Origin of the sequence: Actibacterium lipolyticum, assembly GCF_900184935.1 — a bacterium.
GTDB lineage: Bacteria > Pseudomonadota > Alphaproteobacteria > Rhodobacterales > Rhodobacteraceae > Actibacterium_A > Actibacterium_A lipolyticum.
In genome coordinates this window covers 1,728,283-1,745,820 of the sequence record NZ_FXYE01000001.1, presented here as the reverse complement: position 1 = coordinate 1,745,820, position 17,538 = coordinate 1,728,283, and the positions used below count along the sequence as shown (strand labels likewise).

13 protein-coding genes are annotated in these 17,538 nt (G+C 55.2%); all 13 read right to left on the bottom strand.

Annotated features, from left to right (window positions below; all coding sequences use genetic code 11):
• A partial coding sequence (locus COL8621_RS08595) for a hypothetical protein (protein ID WP_207652075.1) occupies positions 1–2,050 on the bottom strand: 2,050 nt, incomplete at its 3' end.
• A gap of 542 nt (positions 2,051–2,592) precedes the next feature.
• On the bottom strand, positions 2,593–3,543 hold the full coding sequence (locus tag COL8621_RS08590; RefSeq protein ID WP_093966825.1) for an aldo/keto reductase: 951 nt from the start codon (positions 3,541–3,543) through the stop codon (positions 2,593–2,595).
• Positions 3,540–4,112, bottom strand: a complete 573-nt coding sequence (locus COL8621_RS08585) for an AAA family ATPase (RefSeq protein WP_235823779.1) — start codon at positions 4,110–4,112, stop codon at positions 3,540–3,542. The genes COL8621_RS08590 and COL8621_RS08585 overlap by 4 nt, the downstream gene beginning before the upstream one ends.
• The gene (locus COL8621_RS08580) at positions 4,109–4,690 is read right to left on the bottom strand and encodes a 3'-5' exonuclease (RefSeq protein WP_093966991.1); all 582 of its coding nucleotides are present in this window, start codon (positions 4,688–4,690) and stop codon (positions 4,109–4,111) included. Before COL8621_RS08580 ends, COL8621_RS08585 begins: the two co-directional genes overlap by 4 nt.
• Before the next feature lie 14 nt (positions 4,691–4,704).
• Positions 4,705–5,883, bottom strand: a complete 1,179-nt coding sequence (locus tag COL8621_RS08575; protein ID WP_235823778.1) for a radical SAM protein — start codon at positions 5,881–5,883, stop codon at positions 4,705–4,707.
• Between the two features lie 399 nt (positions 5,884–6,282).
• Positions 6,283–7,008: a M48 family metallopeptidase gene (locus tag COL8621_RS08565; RefSeq protein WP_093966821.1), complete on the bottom strand. Its 726-nt coding sequence runs from the start codon at positions 7,006–7,008 to the stop codon at positions 6,283–6,285.
• Positions 7,005–10,274: a type I restriction endonuclease subunit R gene (locus tag COL8621_RS08560; RefSeq protein WP_093966820.1), complete on the bottom strand. Its 3,270-nt coding sequence runs from the start codon at positions 10,272–10,274 to the stop codon at positions 7,005–7,007. The genes COL8621_RS08565 and COL8621_RS08560 overlap by 4 nt, the downstream gene beginning before the upstream one ends.
• Positions 10,274–11,143, bottom strand: a complete 870-nt coding sequence (locus COL8621_RS08555) for a Kiwa anti-phage protein KwaB-like domain-containing protein (RefSeq protein ID WP_093966819.1) — start codon at positions 11,141–11,143, stop codon at positions 10,274–10,276. Before COL8621_RS08555 ends, COL8621_RS08560 begins: the two co-directional genes overlap by 1 nt.
• A gap of 2 nt (positions 11,144–11,145) precedes the next feature.
• Entirely contained in the window at positions 11,146–11,667 is a 522-nt protein-coding gene (locus COL8621_RS08550; RefSeq protein ID WP_207652074.1) for a KwaA family protein, read from the bottom strand.
• Entirely contained in the window at positions 11,660–12,865 is a 1,206-nt protein-coding gene (locus tag COL8621_RS08545; RefSeq protein WP_093966818.1) for a restriction endonuclease subunit S, read from the bottom strand. Before COL8621_RS08545 ends, COL8621_RS08550 begins: the two co-directional genes overlap by 8 nt.
• The gene (locus COL8621_RS08540) at positions 12,855–14,360 is read right to left on the bottom strand and encodes a type I restriction-modification system subunit M (RefSeq protein WP_093966817.1); all 1,506 of its coding nucleotides are present in this window, start codon (positions 14,358–14,360) and stop codon (positions 12,855–12,857) included. The genes COL8621_RS08545 and COL8621_RS08540 overlap by 11 nt, the downstream gene beginning before the upstream one ends.
• Positions 14,361–14,508: 148 nt before the next feature.
• Complete coding sequence (locus COL8621_RS08535; protein WP_093966816.1) at positions 14,509–15,141, bottom strand: helix-turn-helix domain-containing protein; 633 nt, start codon at positions 15,139–15,141, stop codon at positions 14,509–14,511.
• 138 nt (positions 15,142–15,279) lie between these two features.
• Positions 15,280–17,460 carry a hypothetical protein gene (locus COL8621_RS08530; protein WP_093966815.1) on the bottom strand — a complete coding sequence of 727 codons (2,181 nt, stop codon included), beginning with the start codon at positions 17,458–17,460 and terminating at the stop codon, positions 15,280–15,282.
• Positions 17,461–17,538: the final 78 nt, after the last annotated feature.

Genomic DNA, 17,538 nt, shown 5'->3' with positions numbered 1-17,538 from the left:
TCTCCGCATAGGCCTTCGCGGCCGCGGCATGATCCCCGGCGACCTGCGCCGCGCCGCCCACGTTGTTCAGCGACACCGACAGGTCCCGCAGGCTCTCCGGCGTCTTCAGGCGCTCCGCCAGATCGCGCGCGACCTCCAGGCTCTCCGCATAGGCCTTCGCGGCCGCGGCATGATCCCCGGCGACCTGCGCCGCGCCGCCCACGTTGTCGAGCGACACCGACAGGTCCCGCAGGCTCTCCGGCGTCTTCAGGCGCTCCGCCAGATCGCGACGGCGAGCGAGGAGAGGGTCAAGAATTTCAAGGGCTTCAGCCGCGCGACCTTCGGCTCGCAGCAGGCTTGCGCACGCTGCAAGCACACTGCCGTGCAGATCTTCCGTGGCGTTGGGCTCCCACTGAAACACCGCATAGAACCTTGATGCGGCCTCCACTGCCGCCTCGTAGGAGTAGCGACCCGCCTCCGCGTGCGCCAAAAGGGCCAAAGCGAGCAGGAGATGATGACGATCCTCGGGATGTTCTTCAGAGAACGCCTGCGCCGCGAGGCCGCAAATGAGAACCTGTTCTTCAACGTCTGTGGCTACGCCGCCATTCTCGAGCCGAGTGCGCAGTGCCGCCTTCAGAGATGTCCGTAGGGCATCCTCATCGGCCAGCGATTTCAGCGATCGCCGCCGACGCTCGGCCACCATGTAGAACAGACGCTCGGAGAACTCCGCGATCTTCTCCCGTCGCCGGGATGACACCATGCTGTATGGGTTGACTGCTTTCACAAGCGCCTCGCCACGCGTTTCGCCCAGATGCAGTCGAGCGTGTTCATCGACCGTTTGGAAAACGAAGCGAACTCCGTGCAAGCTCGCAAGGCAGATTGCTTCTTGCACATCTTGGGGAGCATCTCGCAAGCGACGCATGACGACCTTGAAGATATCATGGGTCTCCTTTAGCGCCTCGGCGAGACCTTCTTCCGTCAACGCCGCCTGCGTGTCGAAGTCTTCGAAGAAGTCTTCGTTCTCCCGCAGGAACGCGATGATCTGTTCGAGGTGTCGTGGATTGCCGCCGGCATGATTGAGAAGGGCCGACGCTTGGTCTGGCGAAAGTCCGGGAAGGGCCTCGGCAAGGGCGCCCGACAAATCAGGCACGATCGGCAGGTCGATCTCCAGAGTATTTCTGGTTTTCAGGAAGCCGCCGGGCAAGCCTGCTGCCGGCCCATTATCCGCGGGTGTGCGGTCACGGCCATGGTGGAGGATGCCGGCGAAGCAGCGCTCGGTCTTCATGAATTCTGGAGCGAGATCGCGTTTCCAGTGCGTGACAAGGATCAGGACCGGCCAGGATTGGGTCATGGCGGAATGAAGCAAGCGCTCCGCGAATACCGACAAGCCCGGGTCGTCCGTCGAGAACTGTGCGTCATCGATTAGGATCACTCCAGGCGTCTTGGCGTATGTGTAGGACCGAGGATTGAAGATGCTCTCCAGATCTACCATCACGGCGTCGACCCGGCTCTTCGATCGCTTGCCTACTTCCTCGCGGGCGCTGTTGGCGGATGATCCGAGGGTTCCCCGCAGAATACCTACTGTCTTCAGCAGGCCTTCTCCGACAGAAATTACTGTGTCGTAGCCGCTCCAACTGGCGGCCTCGCCTTTGGCCACGTCGCGCCAGACATTCACGATGGACTTACCGGAGCTCATCATCCGGGCGCGCATCGTTAGCGCAACGAGGTGCGGAGCGAGGAACTTGTCGTGGGTGGCAATGGCATCACCGGCTATACCGTTCTCGGCGCCTTTGTCCGATGCTCTGAGGCCCCACCACAGATACGGGATCGGCACATCATAACGGCAGCTATCGGGATCGGGATTGACGTCTATGCTGCTGTCGAGAACCGCGACCGCGTCAGGCCAGTAGCTTTCGCGTCCCACTCCATCGATGGTCTCGCTCAGCCAGCGGTAAAACTCCAGCGCCAGCCGGGTCTTCCCCACGCCACGTTCCGCCTTCAGTATTACAAGCTGAGGTTCAGGCGCCTCGACCTTGCTCGCGCGCTGCCAGCGCTCGATGATCTGCGCCATCTCCTCAGCGCGGCCACAAAATCGCATGAAAGAACTTCCCTGAGATAATCACCGATCCTACCTTCCCAGCGTAGGAAGAATTTTTCGAGCCTGGCAAGGCTTATGGAACGCGATCTGTGCGCTGCGCCGAATTTCGAATTGGCGAATGTAATTCGCTCTGAAGAGGGCTCGAACCTCCGCGTAACGGTTTTCGAGACCGTTTTTGAGCTATGTTGGCACACCGAGAGCTATATTTTATTAGCCTTTCCACCGTCAAAATGCGCGTCTTTGGCATCCTCGGCGGAGCAGGGCGGCATAGTTGGACGGCATAGTGCCAGTGCTCTCACATCGCGACTTGAAGGCCCGGAGGCGGGATGAAATTGCTGATGGCTGGAGCTTCTTTTCTGGCTCGACGCAGTCGGCCCTTAATAGACTTTGGCGCAAATCGGGTCCAAGGCCCGATTCCAGCTTTTTGTGGACGGTCATTTGGCGGGACCCAGAGGAGCACAATGGCTTCAAATCCCGACGGATGAAAATTAGCCTTCCAAAATGTATCGATTGCCCTAACGAACAAAACAACTTTTCGCGATCTCATCAATCATCGAAATATCAGATGCTTGGATTTCAAGATTCGCGGCGTCAAGTAAATCGGCAAGGTGGTTCGTATTGCGCGGTCCAGGAATTGGCACAACGTTCGATCCCCGAGATCGAACCCAGCTCAGAGTGACAGCGGTCGCTGAGACGCCATAACTTGATGCAATTTCTTGGATGCACCCATGAAGCTTTTTAGGTACCGACCGCTCGGGATTTTCGAAGGCTTTTATCTGCGCCCGGAAGTCGTCCGCAGTTGGGGCAGCGCGAGCAGTCGGCCAGCTAAGTAGCCCACGGGCGATCGGTGCATAGGCCATGAAAAAAGAACCCATTTCTCCGACCTCGTTAGGAGCGGACCAGAAGTCTGGATCACTCAAAATAGATAGTTCATTTTGAACCGCCGCGATGGTGCATTGTGCTGCCATTGGTTTGATGCGATTAATAAGAGTGCCTGAAAGACCGAAAGAGGCAACTTTACCTTCGTCTATGAGATTTTGAACAGCGCCCGCTACCTCTTGATCATCCACACCTGGATCAGGACGGTGTTGGATCAGAAGGTCTATTCGTTCACGACGCAGGCGGCCCAGCGACGCTTCTACTGATGCACGAATTGAACTGGGTCGGCTATCCCGCACAAGTTTATTGTCATTGTTTTCCGAAAGGCCGAACTTTGTCGATACGGATATGCTGGCCCTTGAGCCAAACACTTCACCGATCAATTCTTCGTTGTTGCCGTTAGCATACAATGGCGCCGTGTCGAAAAGTCGAAAACCAAGGTCTGCTGCAACATCAAGCACATTGCGTGCATCAGACGCAGATATGCTGCCATACAGACCAGTAAGTGCCATGCAACCAATGCCAATGCGGAGAGGCCCGGCGACAGTTGCTTTCTCACAGGCAAGATCTTGTGGAGCTGCTATCATTTGCCAGAAGCGACGCGCATAGCCAACTCCATGGCGTGCCCCGAGTCCGCCGACGCGAGAACGCGATGCTCTGGAGCCAGCTTCAATAACACTTCTGCAACCGCTTCGTCGGCTGCAGCCCTGAAAACATGATCGTTGTCCCGGCCCGGCCCAATTGGTATGTTTGTGTCAAGTCTTGTCACAAAGATAAGATCATACTCTTTCACCCAGGCTTCGCAGATGGCTTCAAGGCGACTCAACCGATCTTGATCAACTGAACGGCCTGTAGTGCGCAGAGCCGCGATCAAATACCCAAAGGCGTCGGGAACAGGTCGGTCAATGAGGATAACGTCAGCTTCAAGCGCAGCAACAGTTTCAAGACGGATTGCTTGAGCGATTAACCAAGCTGTACTTTCAAACGTGTGGTTTCTCAGGATTGGAAATCCTGCGGCGCGCGCCTCAGCTGCACTATCGTGTACATAGGCCACATTAAGGCCTGCATCGATCATGCGTCGCTCCAAATCCTCCATGAAGGTTGTTTTCCCCGTGGAATGGGTCCCAGCGACAGCGATTTTTACTTTACGGGTCACAGAAGCGATCCTTGTCTGACATTTATTATGTCAGCATCCATCAATACGCTGTCTCTCTCAGTCACCGACAAAGGTGTCAGCAAGCGTTCCAGTAGGATTGCAGACATAGCAGCATCGTACGGGGCTGAGTGCGCCGCACCTCCGCCGACCGCTTTTGACGCGGCATCTTTGAGTCCAAGCGCCTCGCCGAGCGGCTCCAAGCCGAATTTTTCTTGGTATGGCAGAAGCCTTCGCGCTACTTTCAAAGTATCGTAGGCCGCTGCTGGCTTCCAGCCTGGCAATACTTTGGAAAGAGACTCTAATTCGACCCGGACGTTGTGTCCAACAATTGGGGCTTCTTCAAGCCAGAGTAAGATGTCGTCCACGACGTCATCAAATGGGGGCGCATCGGCGACATCCTCATTCGTAATTCCATGTATCCTGCTAACTATGGGAGTAATCTCGAGCTCTGGCCGGAACTGCCAATGCTTTACTCTCCCTGTCAGCCGCAGTCCGTCCATTTCAACGATCCCCAGCTCGATAATTTCAGGTGGTGTAGCGCCATTGCCCTCGACATCCACCGCCCACATACGTTTCATCAAGTCCATCCTTCTTAGGCGCGTCCATGACGACCCGGTAAGTGCGGGTGAGCGCGGTCATGCACTTGAAAGCCAGTCGCATGTTGAACAAAGTATCGCTGTTGCTCCGTGCTGTTTTCAACGACGATGTGGCCTGGAAAAACCTCCATTCCATCTACCTCAAGACCCACTTCCTCAGCAAAGTTTAGTAACTGAAGTTGGGTTGGAGGCTTGTGGGCTGCAGTACAGATTTTGACCTGATCAGCCGGACAAATATCACAAATGCGTTCGATCCCAAGGTGACCGTTGTAGTCATGAACCCCATGCGCATACGCTACCCCGCAAGATGTTTTTCGAAATAATGGCGTGTTGCCGAAAGCCTTGAGAATGCGGTCTTCGACTTCTCGCGGAAAAATTTTTCGCCGAGGCACCATCTCATAAAGATCAGGCACATTTACCGAACGAAGATAATCTCTGATCTGCTCCCTATGGAAAAGGCCTGTGAAAACCGTTGCATCTGCAAACTGGCTCATGGAGCGGGCTTCTGCGATCAATTCGTCGGTGTCATTCAGCCCTAAAACAATTGGCCGCCAGTAAAGAATTCGGCGCGTGCGGGAAGCAAAATCTGCGAGGGTCTTTAGAGATTTTTTTGCAATTGAACTGTCGATGGGTTCGATGCGCGGGTCAGAAATTCCAGACCAGGTGACCAATATCGTAACCTTGAGGTTCTGTAGCCGCTCCAAACGGGCCACATCGTCCTCCAAGACATGCCATCTGGTGATTACAAGCACGTGGTTCGTCAAGCCAAGTTCATCCAGCAATTCTAAGGTCCGGTGAAGATGGTCCTTCACTCTTGGAAGGAAGGGGTCGGTTGCTCTGTTGAAAATTTGCAACGGAGTATTGTGAGCACGGAAAGCAGGATGGCGAACAAGCTGGTCGACAGCCTGCTCATCTGACATTATTAGATGAGGTCGCTTCATTTCATAATTGTTAAAAAGATGCCGCACGCAATATGCGCAATCGAGCGGGCAGCCTACGATATGATTGAGGCTGAGGCCCGATTTTCGGTACTCAATGACATTTTCAAGATCTTGAGGCAGATTTTCTGGAGCGGATCGAAGGGTGGCCTTTGCATAACCAATATCTGGTTCAAATGGCATTTTTGCTTCCCAAATAATCTTTTCGCAGCAGTTGTCACGAGAGATACGATCCAATGATGACACCCTCATAGGTGGAGATCCTACGAGGTACTCGCGGATAATAAAATGGCAAAAGCCCGATATTTTTTATGTGGCATCAGCACAACTTGTCGAAATTCCCGGGCATAAGTCCGTCGATGCTGAAGGCTGGACGTCAAGGAAGGCGGCCCCACCTGGTAGGCTGTCAAAATTACATAAAAAACTTGAAAACCCAAAGGCTTGGTGAGGCTTAATCCAGCTGCCAACCGCGCGCCTCGACCTTGTATGCAACTGCGACTTTGCAAAGTCCAGGTTTTGGGCATAGCCGACCTTCGTACAGGTTTCAGCGAACGGCGGCGCTCCTCCCAGTTTGGCTGAGTCGCAATCCGGGGCGGCGTTACCAAATCTATCCCAGTTGCGGGTAATCGGATTAGCTCAATCCAACAAAACCTCTACCAGCCCATCCAAATGACGCTTGGCTTTCCGCCAATCCCCAGCGTGTGCGTCGATCAGGTTCCAGAAGGCAGGGCCGTGATCGTGGTGCTTCAGGTGCGCCAGTTCATGAATCAGCACATAGTCGATACACTGCCGCGGCGCTTTTACCAGGTGGCGGTTGATGATGATCTCGCCGGACGGGGAGCAGCTTCCCCATTGGCGTGACATGTCCAGCAGTCGAAAGGGTGGTGGTGCTTTTACCCAAGGTAGCGCCTTGGCCAACGCATCAATACGACGCCCCAGGTAATCGCGACCTCTCACGAGGTACCATGCACGAAGACGGCCTTTGATATCATCTTTCATACCGTTGGCGGTCTCGACTTCCAGCCGATTGCCACGCAGCCTTGCAGGAGCCGGTTTGCAATCAACGGGTATCACCTTCAGCATATAACGGCGGCCCAAATAAAGTACCTGTTCCCCGGAGACATACTCACGAGGACGCACTTGGGCATAGCGTTGCCTTGCTTCGCTGACATGCCCGACGACCCAGCGGGCTCTTTTCTGGACGGCTTGTTTGATGCTTTCATCGGAAAACCCTAATGGCGCATCAACAGCAACCGATCCGTCTGGATTGACATGGATGGCCACACTGGACTTTCGAGCATCTTCGTAGGAGACCTGATAGGGAATCCGGTCATCGCCATATGCCAGCACAAAGGCAGTCATGATCTGGACGCACCAGCACGGACAATGCCAACGATCTGGTCGATTAACGTATTCGCGGCGTCCAGACCGCCGAGAAATTTGAAGTAACGAGGTAGCAGAGCCTTGCGTATCTCGGCTTCAATGCTTCCAGGATTGATGGAGTGGGTCTGCACGGCATCGTCCACGGTCGAGTCGATGTGCATAGCCTCGGCAACCAGAACCTCCTCATCCTGTTCCACGCCGTTCAGTTGCTCAAGCAAGGCTCCGTAGTAGGACTGGGCGCGGGGATGGTCCGCGAACCGATCCGGCACGCCAGGAGTATTCCTTCCGGAGACCTGTTCTTCCAGGTCCTTGAACATGACGTACTGCTTGCCTGGATGATCGAACATCGCTTCCGCTGCCAGGATCGCTTCCTTGAGCAGTTCGGAGAACACGCGCTGCGCATATGGGTCATCGATCAGGTCTTGTTCTATGGTTTTGCGAATACGTGTCTTGATGACATCCGCTTCGGTGCGTGTCTTCTCGTCAGACCAGTCTTCCGGGTCATCGGCCTGCCCAAGTGTATCGACACGGATGAATCCTTCAGGATCCACGACCTCTTGTCCGATCACCTGTTTATCGACCATCCGCCGAATTTGCTCTTCGTACTCGGAGAAGTCCACAGTTTCTTGTGCATCCCGCTTCGCCTGCACCCGCAGTTCAGTGAAGAAGCGGAGATCGCGTTTGTAACCCTGGATGGTCTTTTCATCAAATGCCCCATCCTCGAAGAACGTCCGTGATGACAAGGCCAGTTTCAGGCACATCCCGAACTCGGTCAGCGCATCATAGAAGTCCTCTCGGACTTTCTGGTTGGCATCTATGCTGTGACCAGCTCCATCATCAGCAGTCTTGGGGACAAGGACGCGTCGGAACTGTTCGATATCTTGCTTGTTCTGCACGCCAGAGAAAATCGCCCATACCGCATCATGCAGGCCAGGGAGGCGCTTATATTCGACAGAAACGTTCGTGACCGTGCCCGCAAGATCGTCAATCTCGTATCCGGCTTGGGTTTGTGAGGCGAGGTCCGCATAGTCCTGGATCGATGTATCCAGTTCAGCAAGAATCCCTCGATAGTCGATCAGATACCCGAACTGTTTGGCCTCATGCAGACGGTTCACTCGCGCGATAGCCTGAAGCAGGTTATGATCCTTGAGGTGTTTGTCGATATAAAGGACGGCGTTGCGGGGTTCGTCAAAGCCCGTCAGCAGCTTGTCCACGACGATCAGGATATCCGGTGCGCCATCGGTGCCAAATCGTTCGATGACATCAGTTTCATAGGCGTCCGCATCATTGCAAACATTCATTTTCCACCAGGTCTGCACCTCAGGTGTCTTTGCATCATCTGTATCATCATGACCCTCACGGGTGTCGGGGGCCGAGATCACAACCGCGCTGGTGACGAGGCCAGTTTCATCGAGTGCTTTCTTGTACCGGATCGCAGACAGCTTACTGTCAGTCGCCAGTTGCGCCTTTAAGCCGAGCTTCAGCTTGGCAAAGTTCTCGGTGAAATGGATCGCGATGTCGTAGGCGATCAGGTCGATACGGTGCGCCGCGCCGTATATCTGACCCCGGCTGGAATACTTCTGTTTCAGGTCCGATTTCTGGCTGTCCGACAAGCCGGTTGTGATCTTGTCGAACCAGGCATCGATAGCAGCATCATTGATATCAACAACGGGCCGACGTTCCTCATAAACCAATGGGGTGACCGCACCGTCCTCGACAGCATCCTGCATCGTATAGGCGTGGAGGATCGGGCCGAACTTGTTGCGGGTTTTATCTTCTTTCAGCAGCGGCGTTCCCGTGAAGGCGATGAAGGCTGCGTTGGGCAGTGCAAGCCGCATCCGCTCATGGTTCTCACCGCCTTGGCTGCGGTGCCCCTCATCAACCAGAACAATGATTTTGTCCGAGGTGTTCTTGCACTCCGGAAGTTTCGTGGCTGAATTGAACTTCTGAAGCAGTGTAAAGATGATCCGTTCTGACCCAGAACCAATACGCTTAGCCAGATCACGACCCGACTGCACTTTGGAGGTCTCACCCTCCTTCTTCGTCGCCACCGCAGACCCGAAGGCCCCGCCCGTCATGAAAGTTGCCGCAAGCTGTTTCTCAAGGTCCACACGATCCGTGACAATGATGATGCGACATCCGGCAAGCTCCTTGTCCAGTAGCAGCGCCTTTGTCAGGAATACCATCAGGTTCGATTTGCCCGATCCTGTGGTGTGCCAGATTACGCCGCCCTCACGACTGCCATCGGGCTTCTGGTGGGATACCTGGGTCAGGATGGCCTTGGCCCCCTGCACCTGCTGATACCGCGCCGCGATCTTGCCCAGCTTCCGGTCAAAGAAAATGAACCGTCTGGTGAAGTCCAGCAAGCGATCAGGCCGCAGCAGGCTGATGATCAACCTGTCTTGCTCTGTGGGCCACACAGGGCCACTGTGGAGCCTGTCGAAGTCGTCCTGCATCCACTTGGGCTTGTCTGCAAAGAGCGCCGCTTTTTGAGCCTCTGAGAGGGGCGCGGACTTCACGGCCTGCATCTCGGCCTCGGTAATCTCTTCCTCAGTCCATGCCGCCCAGAACTTTGTGGGGGTGCCCGTGGTGCCATAGCGCCCATCCGAGCCAGAGATCGATAGTAGCAGTTGCGAATAGGCGTAGAGGTCCTGAATGCCGTCGACCTTCTGGTTGCGCAGGTGCTGGCTGATCCCCTCGGCCACCATTGCGGCGTCCTTGCCTGATGACACCGGTCGCTTGGCCTCGATCACCACCAGGGGGATGCCGTTCACATAACAAACCACATCGGGCCGATACCGCCCCATGCCAGCAGGCCGCTCAACGCTGAGTTCTTCGGTGACCTGAAAGGTGCTGGCGGAGGGGTCTGTCCAGTCGATCAAGGGCACGGTGACGGATGTGCGCTGACCATCCACGAATTCGGTGACCGTGATCCCCAATGTCAGATGCTTGTAAATGGCCTCATTTGCAGGGATCAGCCCTTCGTTCAGGCCCGTGGCGCTGATCTCGCGCACCACCTGATCAATGCCACCAGCAGAGAGAGGATAGGACTGGCCCTTGAAATCGAACCGATGCCCTTTTAGCCGTTCCCGCAAGACAGGCTCCAACAACACACCGCGTTCCGAGCCACGCAGGGCCAGCGCCTCGGCTGGAGGCAGGTAAACCCACCCCATGGCCATCAGCACATGCAGAGCCGGCAGTTTAGAAGCCGCCTCTTCGCGGGTGTCGGGGGTGCGGGACGTCACTACGCTACCGTTCGTTTCGAGTTGGTTTCAAACAGTGCGTTTGAGAACACACCTTTGAACACGCCTTCCTCAAGGAAGTTCAGGATCACCTTCAGTCGTTTCTTATCGCCAGGAAGAATTAAGCGTCCGTTCTGTTCGGTAATATCCAAGCCGATATCGGCTGCACGAGTTCGAATTGTAACAACGTCATTTTGCTCCAACACCCCGGAGGTCAAAACACCCTTGATCAACTTGCGGCTCCTCTCATCCATTGCAGCGTCAAACAACGCTGCATTCTCAACATGAAAATGACCGTGGGCTGCGAACGTTTGCACTTCCGCTTCCGTTGCCGCAACAAAGTGCTCTTGGATTGTCATGATCTTTCGTAAGTTCGCAAAACTCACAAATTTCACAGCACTACCTTCGATGACAGCCGTAAGCTTAGTATCAAGCGAAAAGCCGTGCTCAGTCAATTTGGCGAACTGATTGTTATCGTATCGCAGCGTGAACCTGCCCTTTGCAAGATACTGTGAACTCTGAAACCGTTGAAGGAGTATGCGGTTTTGATCCGCGTTCGATCTCATAAAGACAGCTTTGATGCCCGCTTGATCATAATTGGTGACATCCAGCCGATCATATGCAGCAGGTCCGTTCTGAAGCGTTTCGTTGAAGGGTTGGAGCAGAGGCTGGTCGTCGATGACCAAGAGGTCATTTCCATCTGGGGTCCATTTCCCATCGAAGGGTTGGTCATTGTCCTTCCCATCCAAGAACGCAGCTTCTTGATGATCGAACAGTTGTTCAATCTCGGCTTGGACTCCTGCTTGGAGGGGAATACGTCGAACAACATTCTGATCATTTATGCGGCACAATGCGAAAAAGCTTCTTGGCATAATTACTCCGTATCTAAAATTACATAATCACCCAAATCGACACCCACTATATTGCAGTTGCCTTTGCGAATGGTCTTCTTTGATATCAATACTCTGGTGACCATCTCAGGAGTTCCGACTTTATAAAAGTGCCAACCGTAGAGACCCAGCAATGGGTTAAAGAAATAGCTGTGACTGGTAAATGCAATGACAGCGAAGATCAGCAGAGTGGGTATCCAAATTGCCCAATTCAGGTCGTTGAAATCTGCGGTGAACAAGGGCATCAGATAGAGCAGGATGATTGCCGTGTTCTCGCGGTCGGCGGGCTCCACAGTTGTGATCGGGTAGGTTTCAGAGGCTGGAGCGTTCTTTCCCTTGGTTGCATTCAATACCCAGACACAAATGTGGACCAGAATCGCGGAGCCGAACATCAACAGTAGCATGATGTCATACCGTTCGTTCAATGCGGCAACGGCCGCATAGGTAAATCCTACGGGGGCGATTGCCGTAGCCGTCAAAGCTACCCGTGCAAACCCACTAAGCATCGACCACCACCCGCCGTTTTCCTGTGAGCAGTTGCTGCATCAGGGCTTTCTTTTCGGTGCGGAGTTTTTCGACCGATTGCGCATGTTCGGCGATCTGGTCCTCTGCACAGTTCAGAACCGCTGCGATCTTTCGCTGTTCAGCAAGCGGCGGAACACTGACCTGAGCGCGGAAAAAGTCCGTTGAACTCACATTCAGCAATCCGTGGTTGCGGGCTCCTTCTTGGGCAATCTTGTAAATTTCGTGGTTGAAGCGGCCCGCCTCAAAGAAGTGGCGGAAATACTCGCGGCAATTCGAACTTTTGTCCGTCAATGCAAAGCAAAGGTAAAGACTGGAAACAACGCCAGGTTCATCGATCTCCAGCATCTTGATCGCACCCAAAGGGTATCCCCGAGAATAGCTCTTGTTGTAGGCGAAATCCCCGTGGTGAAGCAGAGTATAACCGCTGAGGTCCTTTGCCGCGACGCGCTTGTTGAAGTACTTCTCCTGCGAAACCAATCCATGCTGAGCCGAAATTGTCAGGACGTTGTCATTTCCGACGGTGTTCCTGCGTCTGACGCGTGAAAATACATCCCCCAACCGGACCTCTTTCCACGGCTGCCCCTCGAACTCGGGGAAGCGGCGTTTGCCTGTGAGGAGGGATTGCATGAGGGCGCGTTTTTGGGCTTTGGCGGTGGCCAGCAGGGCCTCTGTCTTCTCAATCGCCGCATCCCAGGTCGAGAGGATATCCGCGATCTTCTGTTGTTCGGGGAGCGGGGGCGTCAAAATTTTGAAGCCGCCAATCGCTTTTGTATCTAAAAACGGTTGTGCGTTGCCAGTAAACAGACTGCGTTGCTGCTTAGTGATTTCATTCGACTTCAAAAAATTGACCAGAAAAACCTTATCTACATGTTTCTTGGGTCGAATGCGGGGTGCGTTATATGAAAATGCATAGCCCTCAAAATGCTCAGGAACTTCAAACGTAATGCCTGCGGTGGCACCAGTTCCTGCGATCAAGATATCGTCCTTCTTTAGTATGAACCGATCCATGTCCGATGTGTGACTGACGAATTTGGGATTATCCCCCAAGAAGTCACCAATTCGAATTAGCCGGATACCTTCGTCAGGCTCGTCAACGTAGGTCAGGTATTGTGAACCCGCCCCCCGCTTAACATCAGCGAGGTCAGATAGCTTTGTGATGCTCCACCCCTCAGGAACCATATCCAAGCTCCCGCAGATATCCCTCCATACGGGCCTCCAACTCGGCCAGTTCGACCTTCAGCGCCTGCCGCTCGGCCCGAACGGCCACCAAGTCGATCTCTTCCTCCTCTTCGAATGTGTCCACGTAGCGGGGGATGTTCAGGTTGAAATCGTTCTCTTCCACCTCTGCCCGCGTGGCGCGATAGGCGTATTTGTCCACGCTCTCTCGTACAGCGTAGGTCTGGACGATCTTGTCGATGTGGGTCTGGTTCAAGGCGTTCTGGTTGGTGCCAGAGATGAACTCTCGCGACGCATCGACGAACATCACGCTGTCGTCGGATTTGTGTTTGCGGAACACCAGAAGAGCGGCGGGGATGCCCGTGCCGAAGAACAGCTTTTCCGGCAGGCCTATGACGGCATCCAGCAGGTTTTCCTCGATCAGCTTTTGGCGGATTTTCCCCTCTGACGATCCACGAAACAGCACCCCATGGGGCACGACCACCACGGCGCGGCCGGACTTGGGTTTCAGCGTTTCGATCATGTGCAGGATAAAGGCATAATCGCCCTTGGTCTTGGGCGGGGTGCCTCGGCGGAAGCGTCCGAACTTGTCGGTCTCGGCGGCCTCCGTGCCCCATTTGTCCAAGCTGAACGGCGGGTTTGCCACGACGATATCAAAGTGCCGCAGTGCGTCGTCCTTGGTGCGCAGCTTAGGATTGCGGATGGTGTCGCCCCATTCGACCTGGTGGTTCTCCTCGCCATGCAGGAACAGGTTCATCTTGGCCAGCGCCCAGGTGGAGCCGATCGCCTCTTGCCCATAGAGCGCATAGCCCTTGCCGCCGCTGTTGCGGATCAGTCTGCCGCATTTCATCAGGAGGGAGGCAGACCCACAGGTTGGATCGCAGATGTGATCCCCTGGTTGCGGATCGGCCAGCCGCGCCATGAGATCGGACACCTCGGCGGGGGTATAGAACTCGCCCGCCTTCTTGCCTGCCGTGGCGGCAAAGCGAGAGATCAGGTATTCATAGGCCCCGCCGATGATGTCCAGTTGCCCGACACGGGAGGGGCGCAGGTCGAGCGCATCTTTGGCGAAGTCCTCCAGCAGGTGGCGGAGGATGTCGTTTTTCTGTTCCTCATCGCCGAGCTTGTTGGAATTGAAGCTGATATCCTGGAACACGTCCCGCAGCTTGTCACCATTGGCCTCTTCGATGGCATGGAGCGCCTTGTCAATGCGTTCGCCATTACCCGCCTCGTGCCGCCGCTTGTGCAGCGCGTCGAAGCTGGCCCCCTCGGGTAGCTTGAAGGCCTCTTGCTGCATCATCGCCTCGACCAATTCCGGGCTGTCGGGGTGTTCGGCCTGATAGCGGGCGTAGTGATCCTTCCACACGTCACTGACGTATTTGAGGAACAGCAGGGTGAGCACGTAATCCTTGTAGACCGAGGGGTCGACGACGCCCCTGAAGGTGTCACATGCCCCCCATGCGGCTTTGTTGATTTCGGCTTGGGTAACTGGGGTCATTTTCTGGCTTCCTGCTCGACGATAGGCTTCCGGATGCCGCGCGCCTTTTTGTTTTGTAATGAGTTTCTGCCGATATGAAGTTGGATGCAAGTACGCGCCGCAGGGTTCTTGCCGCAAAAGCGGGTTTGAGAGCCAGACAGTCTTAGGACTATGTCGCGGATTTCAGCTCATCGTGACGGGCCTCCTGAATGTTGCCGGAGATAAAGTCTCTGACAATCTCAACAAAGCGGCCCTCGAGGTCAGTGTGATTTCCGAACTGGGCGATTTGTGCATTTAGGTCAGCAATCACCACATCTTTGGCCGCAGACTGTTTTGTAAGATCATGGTTCTTTTCCTCCTGAGCAGCGTGTGATGCCTCATGCTCGGCGATCTGTGCTTCGAGATCCTGTATACGGCGGCGGAATACGCGCAGATCGGCTTCGAGTTCTGCCTCTCGTTTTCGGCTCTCCATGCTCAATTGATCGAATTGCTCGGCAAGCACAGTCGTCACGGCGCGCGCAACCTCGTTGCCTACGCCGACCGCCGCATCCTTCGCCGGGGCAGGGAGCTTAGCCACCAGCAGCCTTGACTTTTCTTCGGCTCTGACGCGGCAAATGCGTTGGACCTCGGCATTAAGGATGGTCACGTCAATGCCGGGCGAAACGCCGAGCTCTTCGTGCATGACTTCTTTCACAGAGGCGCCGTCGGCGACGTCACCTTGGGCTTCGACCCAATCGATTGCGTCCTCCACCTGTTCCGCAGTATATTTCCGAGGGCGACCGCCTTTGTTTTTTGCTGACATGGAATTTCCTTTCCTGTTTGATTTCTGAAAAGGTTTCGGAAACTTGCTTTCGGAAACCTACCGCCGACGGGCGATACTCAAGAGATCGGTTCGCTCACGGCGGCGCGGAATTCTTTTCGCTCTGGCAATCCGATTTTTTTATGGAGTGACCAGTCGGGCGGTAAAATCCGCCCACAGCCGTGAAGCCTGCGACAGGGCCTGGCTTCTTGGCGCAAAGACAACCGCGGGCGTGGCGCACCCACCGCGACCTTGCTGGGTCAAATCGATGCGCGTCACCGGCCATTGATTTTTTGCGGCGATACGCCCAATCAGATCCAGGATGGCGATCGTGTTGCGACCCCGCCGAAATTCCTTGGCGGCGTTCACGCTGGTGAAATCTTCTGATAAATCGGCTGCAAGGCCGGCGGCCGAAACTCGGGTCCCGCAGACCGGACGGCCCATGGTTGCACGCAGGGCGCGCTCCATACGAAGATACCCTGCAAGATCTGGTTCATCCTCAAGGTCGCGAAATAGTGCGTCCAGAGTGGTCAGTTTCGAGATCGGCAGATCAAGCAACGGCATGCTGGATAGAACAACAACGCGCTTGGGCTGGTCAGGCGATACAAGGCGAAGCCGTGCGATTGCTTGCAGGGTCCCACACTCACGAGTCTGTCGAAGGACTGCCTCAACCCGTCGGTCTGGATGCGACCGAACCTTTGCGGCATGCAAGGAACCATCATGCAATATTCGGACTGTTTCTTGCTCCGGAAGTGGTCCGCCCGTGAATTGTGAAAGCGGAGCTTCGGTATCATTGAACAGGCTGCGGGCCTGCTTCTCGATATCGCGGATGCACGGTTGGAGGCGACCGATGATGACAATGGTCCGATAGCGCTCGTAGTCGTTGACGCCGAGCATTTTAGGGCCGAACCAGCGCGGCATTGCCCCCAGAAGAGACCGGCGCATATCCTCGTCTTTCTCGTAGCCGACAGGCTGCCCTGCATCCTCATGCAGCTTTTCAAGAACTGATTTCGTTGCCACGACAAGGACGCCGCTGCCATCGGCTCGGGTGACTTCACGGCCGATGATCGCGAGGACCTTTGCTCTGCGACCAGTGCCAGCCTCCGGATCGAGTAGCCAGGTGTCGGACATTGTTCGGTCGGAGATCTGAACAATCTCTGCTTGCGGCTTGGTTTCAATTTTCGCGAAACCGGTTCCTGGCGCCAACCTCTCGGCAATCGCCTCATCTGCGTCAGCGTCGAGCATCAGAAGCGGTGCGTCGCGCTCAATTTTTGTAACGTTATATAGCCGAATGACCTGTCTCGTCCCGGATCCGCATGGTCGCTCTTCAAGCGTCAGCCGGTTCGGTCCGAGTGCCTCCTTCGAGGCAAGCAGGTCGAACAATGCCTGTCGCTTTCGGGACGCGAAGAGCGCAAATCGATCATGTTTTTTGAGCATGAACTCAACCCGCGCGACGCTGTCACTCGGCATGATGTCGAGATTGTCTCTGGAGGCTGTTTCTCCTTTTGAGAGCGCTTTGAGTTTTTCCTTGTCCACCTTATGCGACATGAGATGGTTACGAACATCTGCGCCATTTTGCAGCGCCGCGACGATGCCAGTTTTCGCGATGAGCAGATCAGAGCGAAGTTCACGCGGGAAACCTGGTTCCGGCGCCCTCAGGAATTCTTCGACGAAGATATCTGTGGTCGAGCAGAAGTTTGGCCATACTTTTTCGTCGATGATACGTAGAGCTACAGGTGTATCCCGATCGACAGGAGGGTAGGCCTCAAGATAACTGTGCGACAGAAAGTGAATCTTCGCGCCGACAGCGTCCTTTTGCAAAAGATACGGGCATTCAGATGCGCAGGGAGCCTCGACTAACTCGCCTCCGCGTTCCACGCGACAAAGCGCCTGGGTCACCGATGGGACGAGGTTGGTCACGGCCTCGACAAGATCGGGGCGTTCACACATCTGTTTGCCAGAGTCCGGGTTGGAAGCGAGACGCCCGCGGATGATGGAAATCGGCAGGTCACTGTCGAGTTCTTGCAGATCTGCCGCGGCCCGTTCAGCGAGTTCCAAGGTTGGCACATAGACCATTATGTGGCCTCGGGCGAGTAGAGCACGGCCATGCCTTGCCAGCAAGCGCAGGGCCGTACTCGTCTTGCCGACACCCGCGCTGACTTTTAGCGTCAGTGCAGGAAAGTCCTCACCATCATTGATATCTCCCGCCGCTGCGGCCCGAATGAAAGCCTCCAAGCGCTCGTAAAGTTCGCGCCTTGCGTCCTCCGGCTCTCGCCAAACCGGTCGGACGTGATCGGCAGGGAAATGATGTAACTGATCCATGGGGTATCCTTTGCTTGGAAAGGACATTGTTCCCCGTGCAGTCATTCCAAAATGCAATCTGTCTCGACATCCGATGCG

Bases quoted from the DNA above. Each gene is read 5' to 3' on its own strand.
- COL8621_RS08590 (WP_093966825.1), bottom strand. From the start codon at position 3,543: ATGATAGCAGCTCCACAAGATCTTGCCTGTGAGAAAGCAACTGTCGCC.
- COL8621_RS08580 (WP_093966991.1), bottom strand. From the start codon at position 4,690: ATGAAACGTATGTGGGCGGTGGATGTCGAGGGCAATGGCGCTACACCA.
- COL8621_RS08565 (WP_093966821.1), bottom strand. From the start codon at position 7,008: ATGACTGCCTTTGTGCTGGCATATGGCGATGACCGGATTCCCTATCAG.
- COL8621_RS08555 (WP_093966819.1), bottom strand. From the start codon at position 11,143: ATGCCAAGAAGCTTTTTCGCATTGTGCCGCATAAATGATCAGAATGTT.
- COL8621_RS08550 (WP_207652074.1), bottom strand. From the start codon at position 11,667: ATGCTTAGTGGGTTTGCACGGGTAGCTTTGACGGCTACGGCAATCGCC.
- COL8621_RS08545 (WP_093966818.1), bottom strand. From the start codon at position 12,865: ATGGTTCCTGAGGGGTGGAGCATCACAAAGCTATCTGACCTCGCTGAT.
- COL8621_RS08540 (WP_093966817.1), bottom strand. From the start codon at position 14,360: ATGACCCCAGTTACCCAAGCCGAAATCAACAAAGCCGCATGGGGGGCA.
- COL8621_RS08535 (WP_093966816.1), bottom strand. From the start codon at position 15,141: ATGTCAGCAAAAAACAAAGGCGGTCGCCCTCGGAAATATACTGCGGAA.
- COL8621_RS08530 (WP_093966815.1), bottom strand. From the start codon at position 17,460: ATGGATCAGTTACATCATTTCCCTGCCGATCACGTCCGACCGGTTTGG.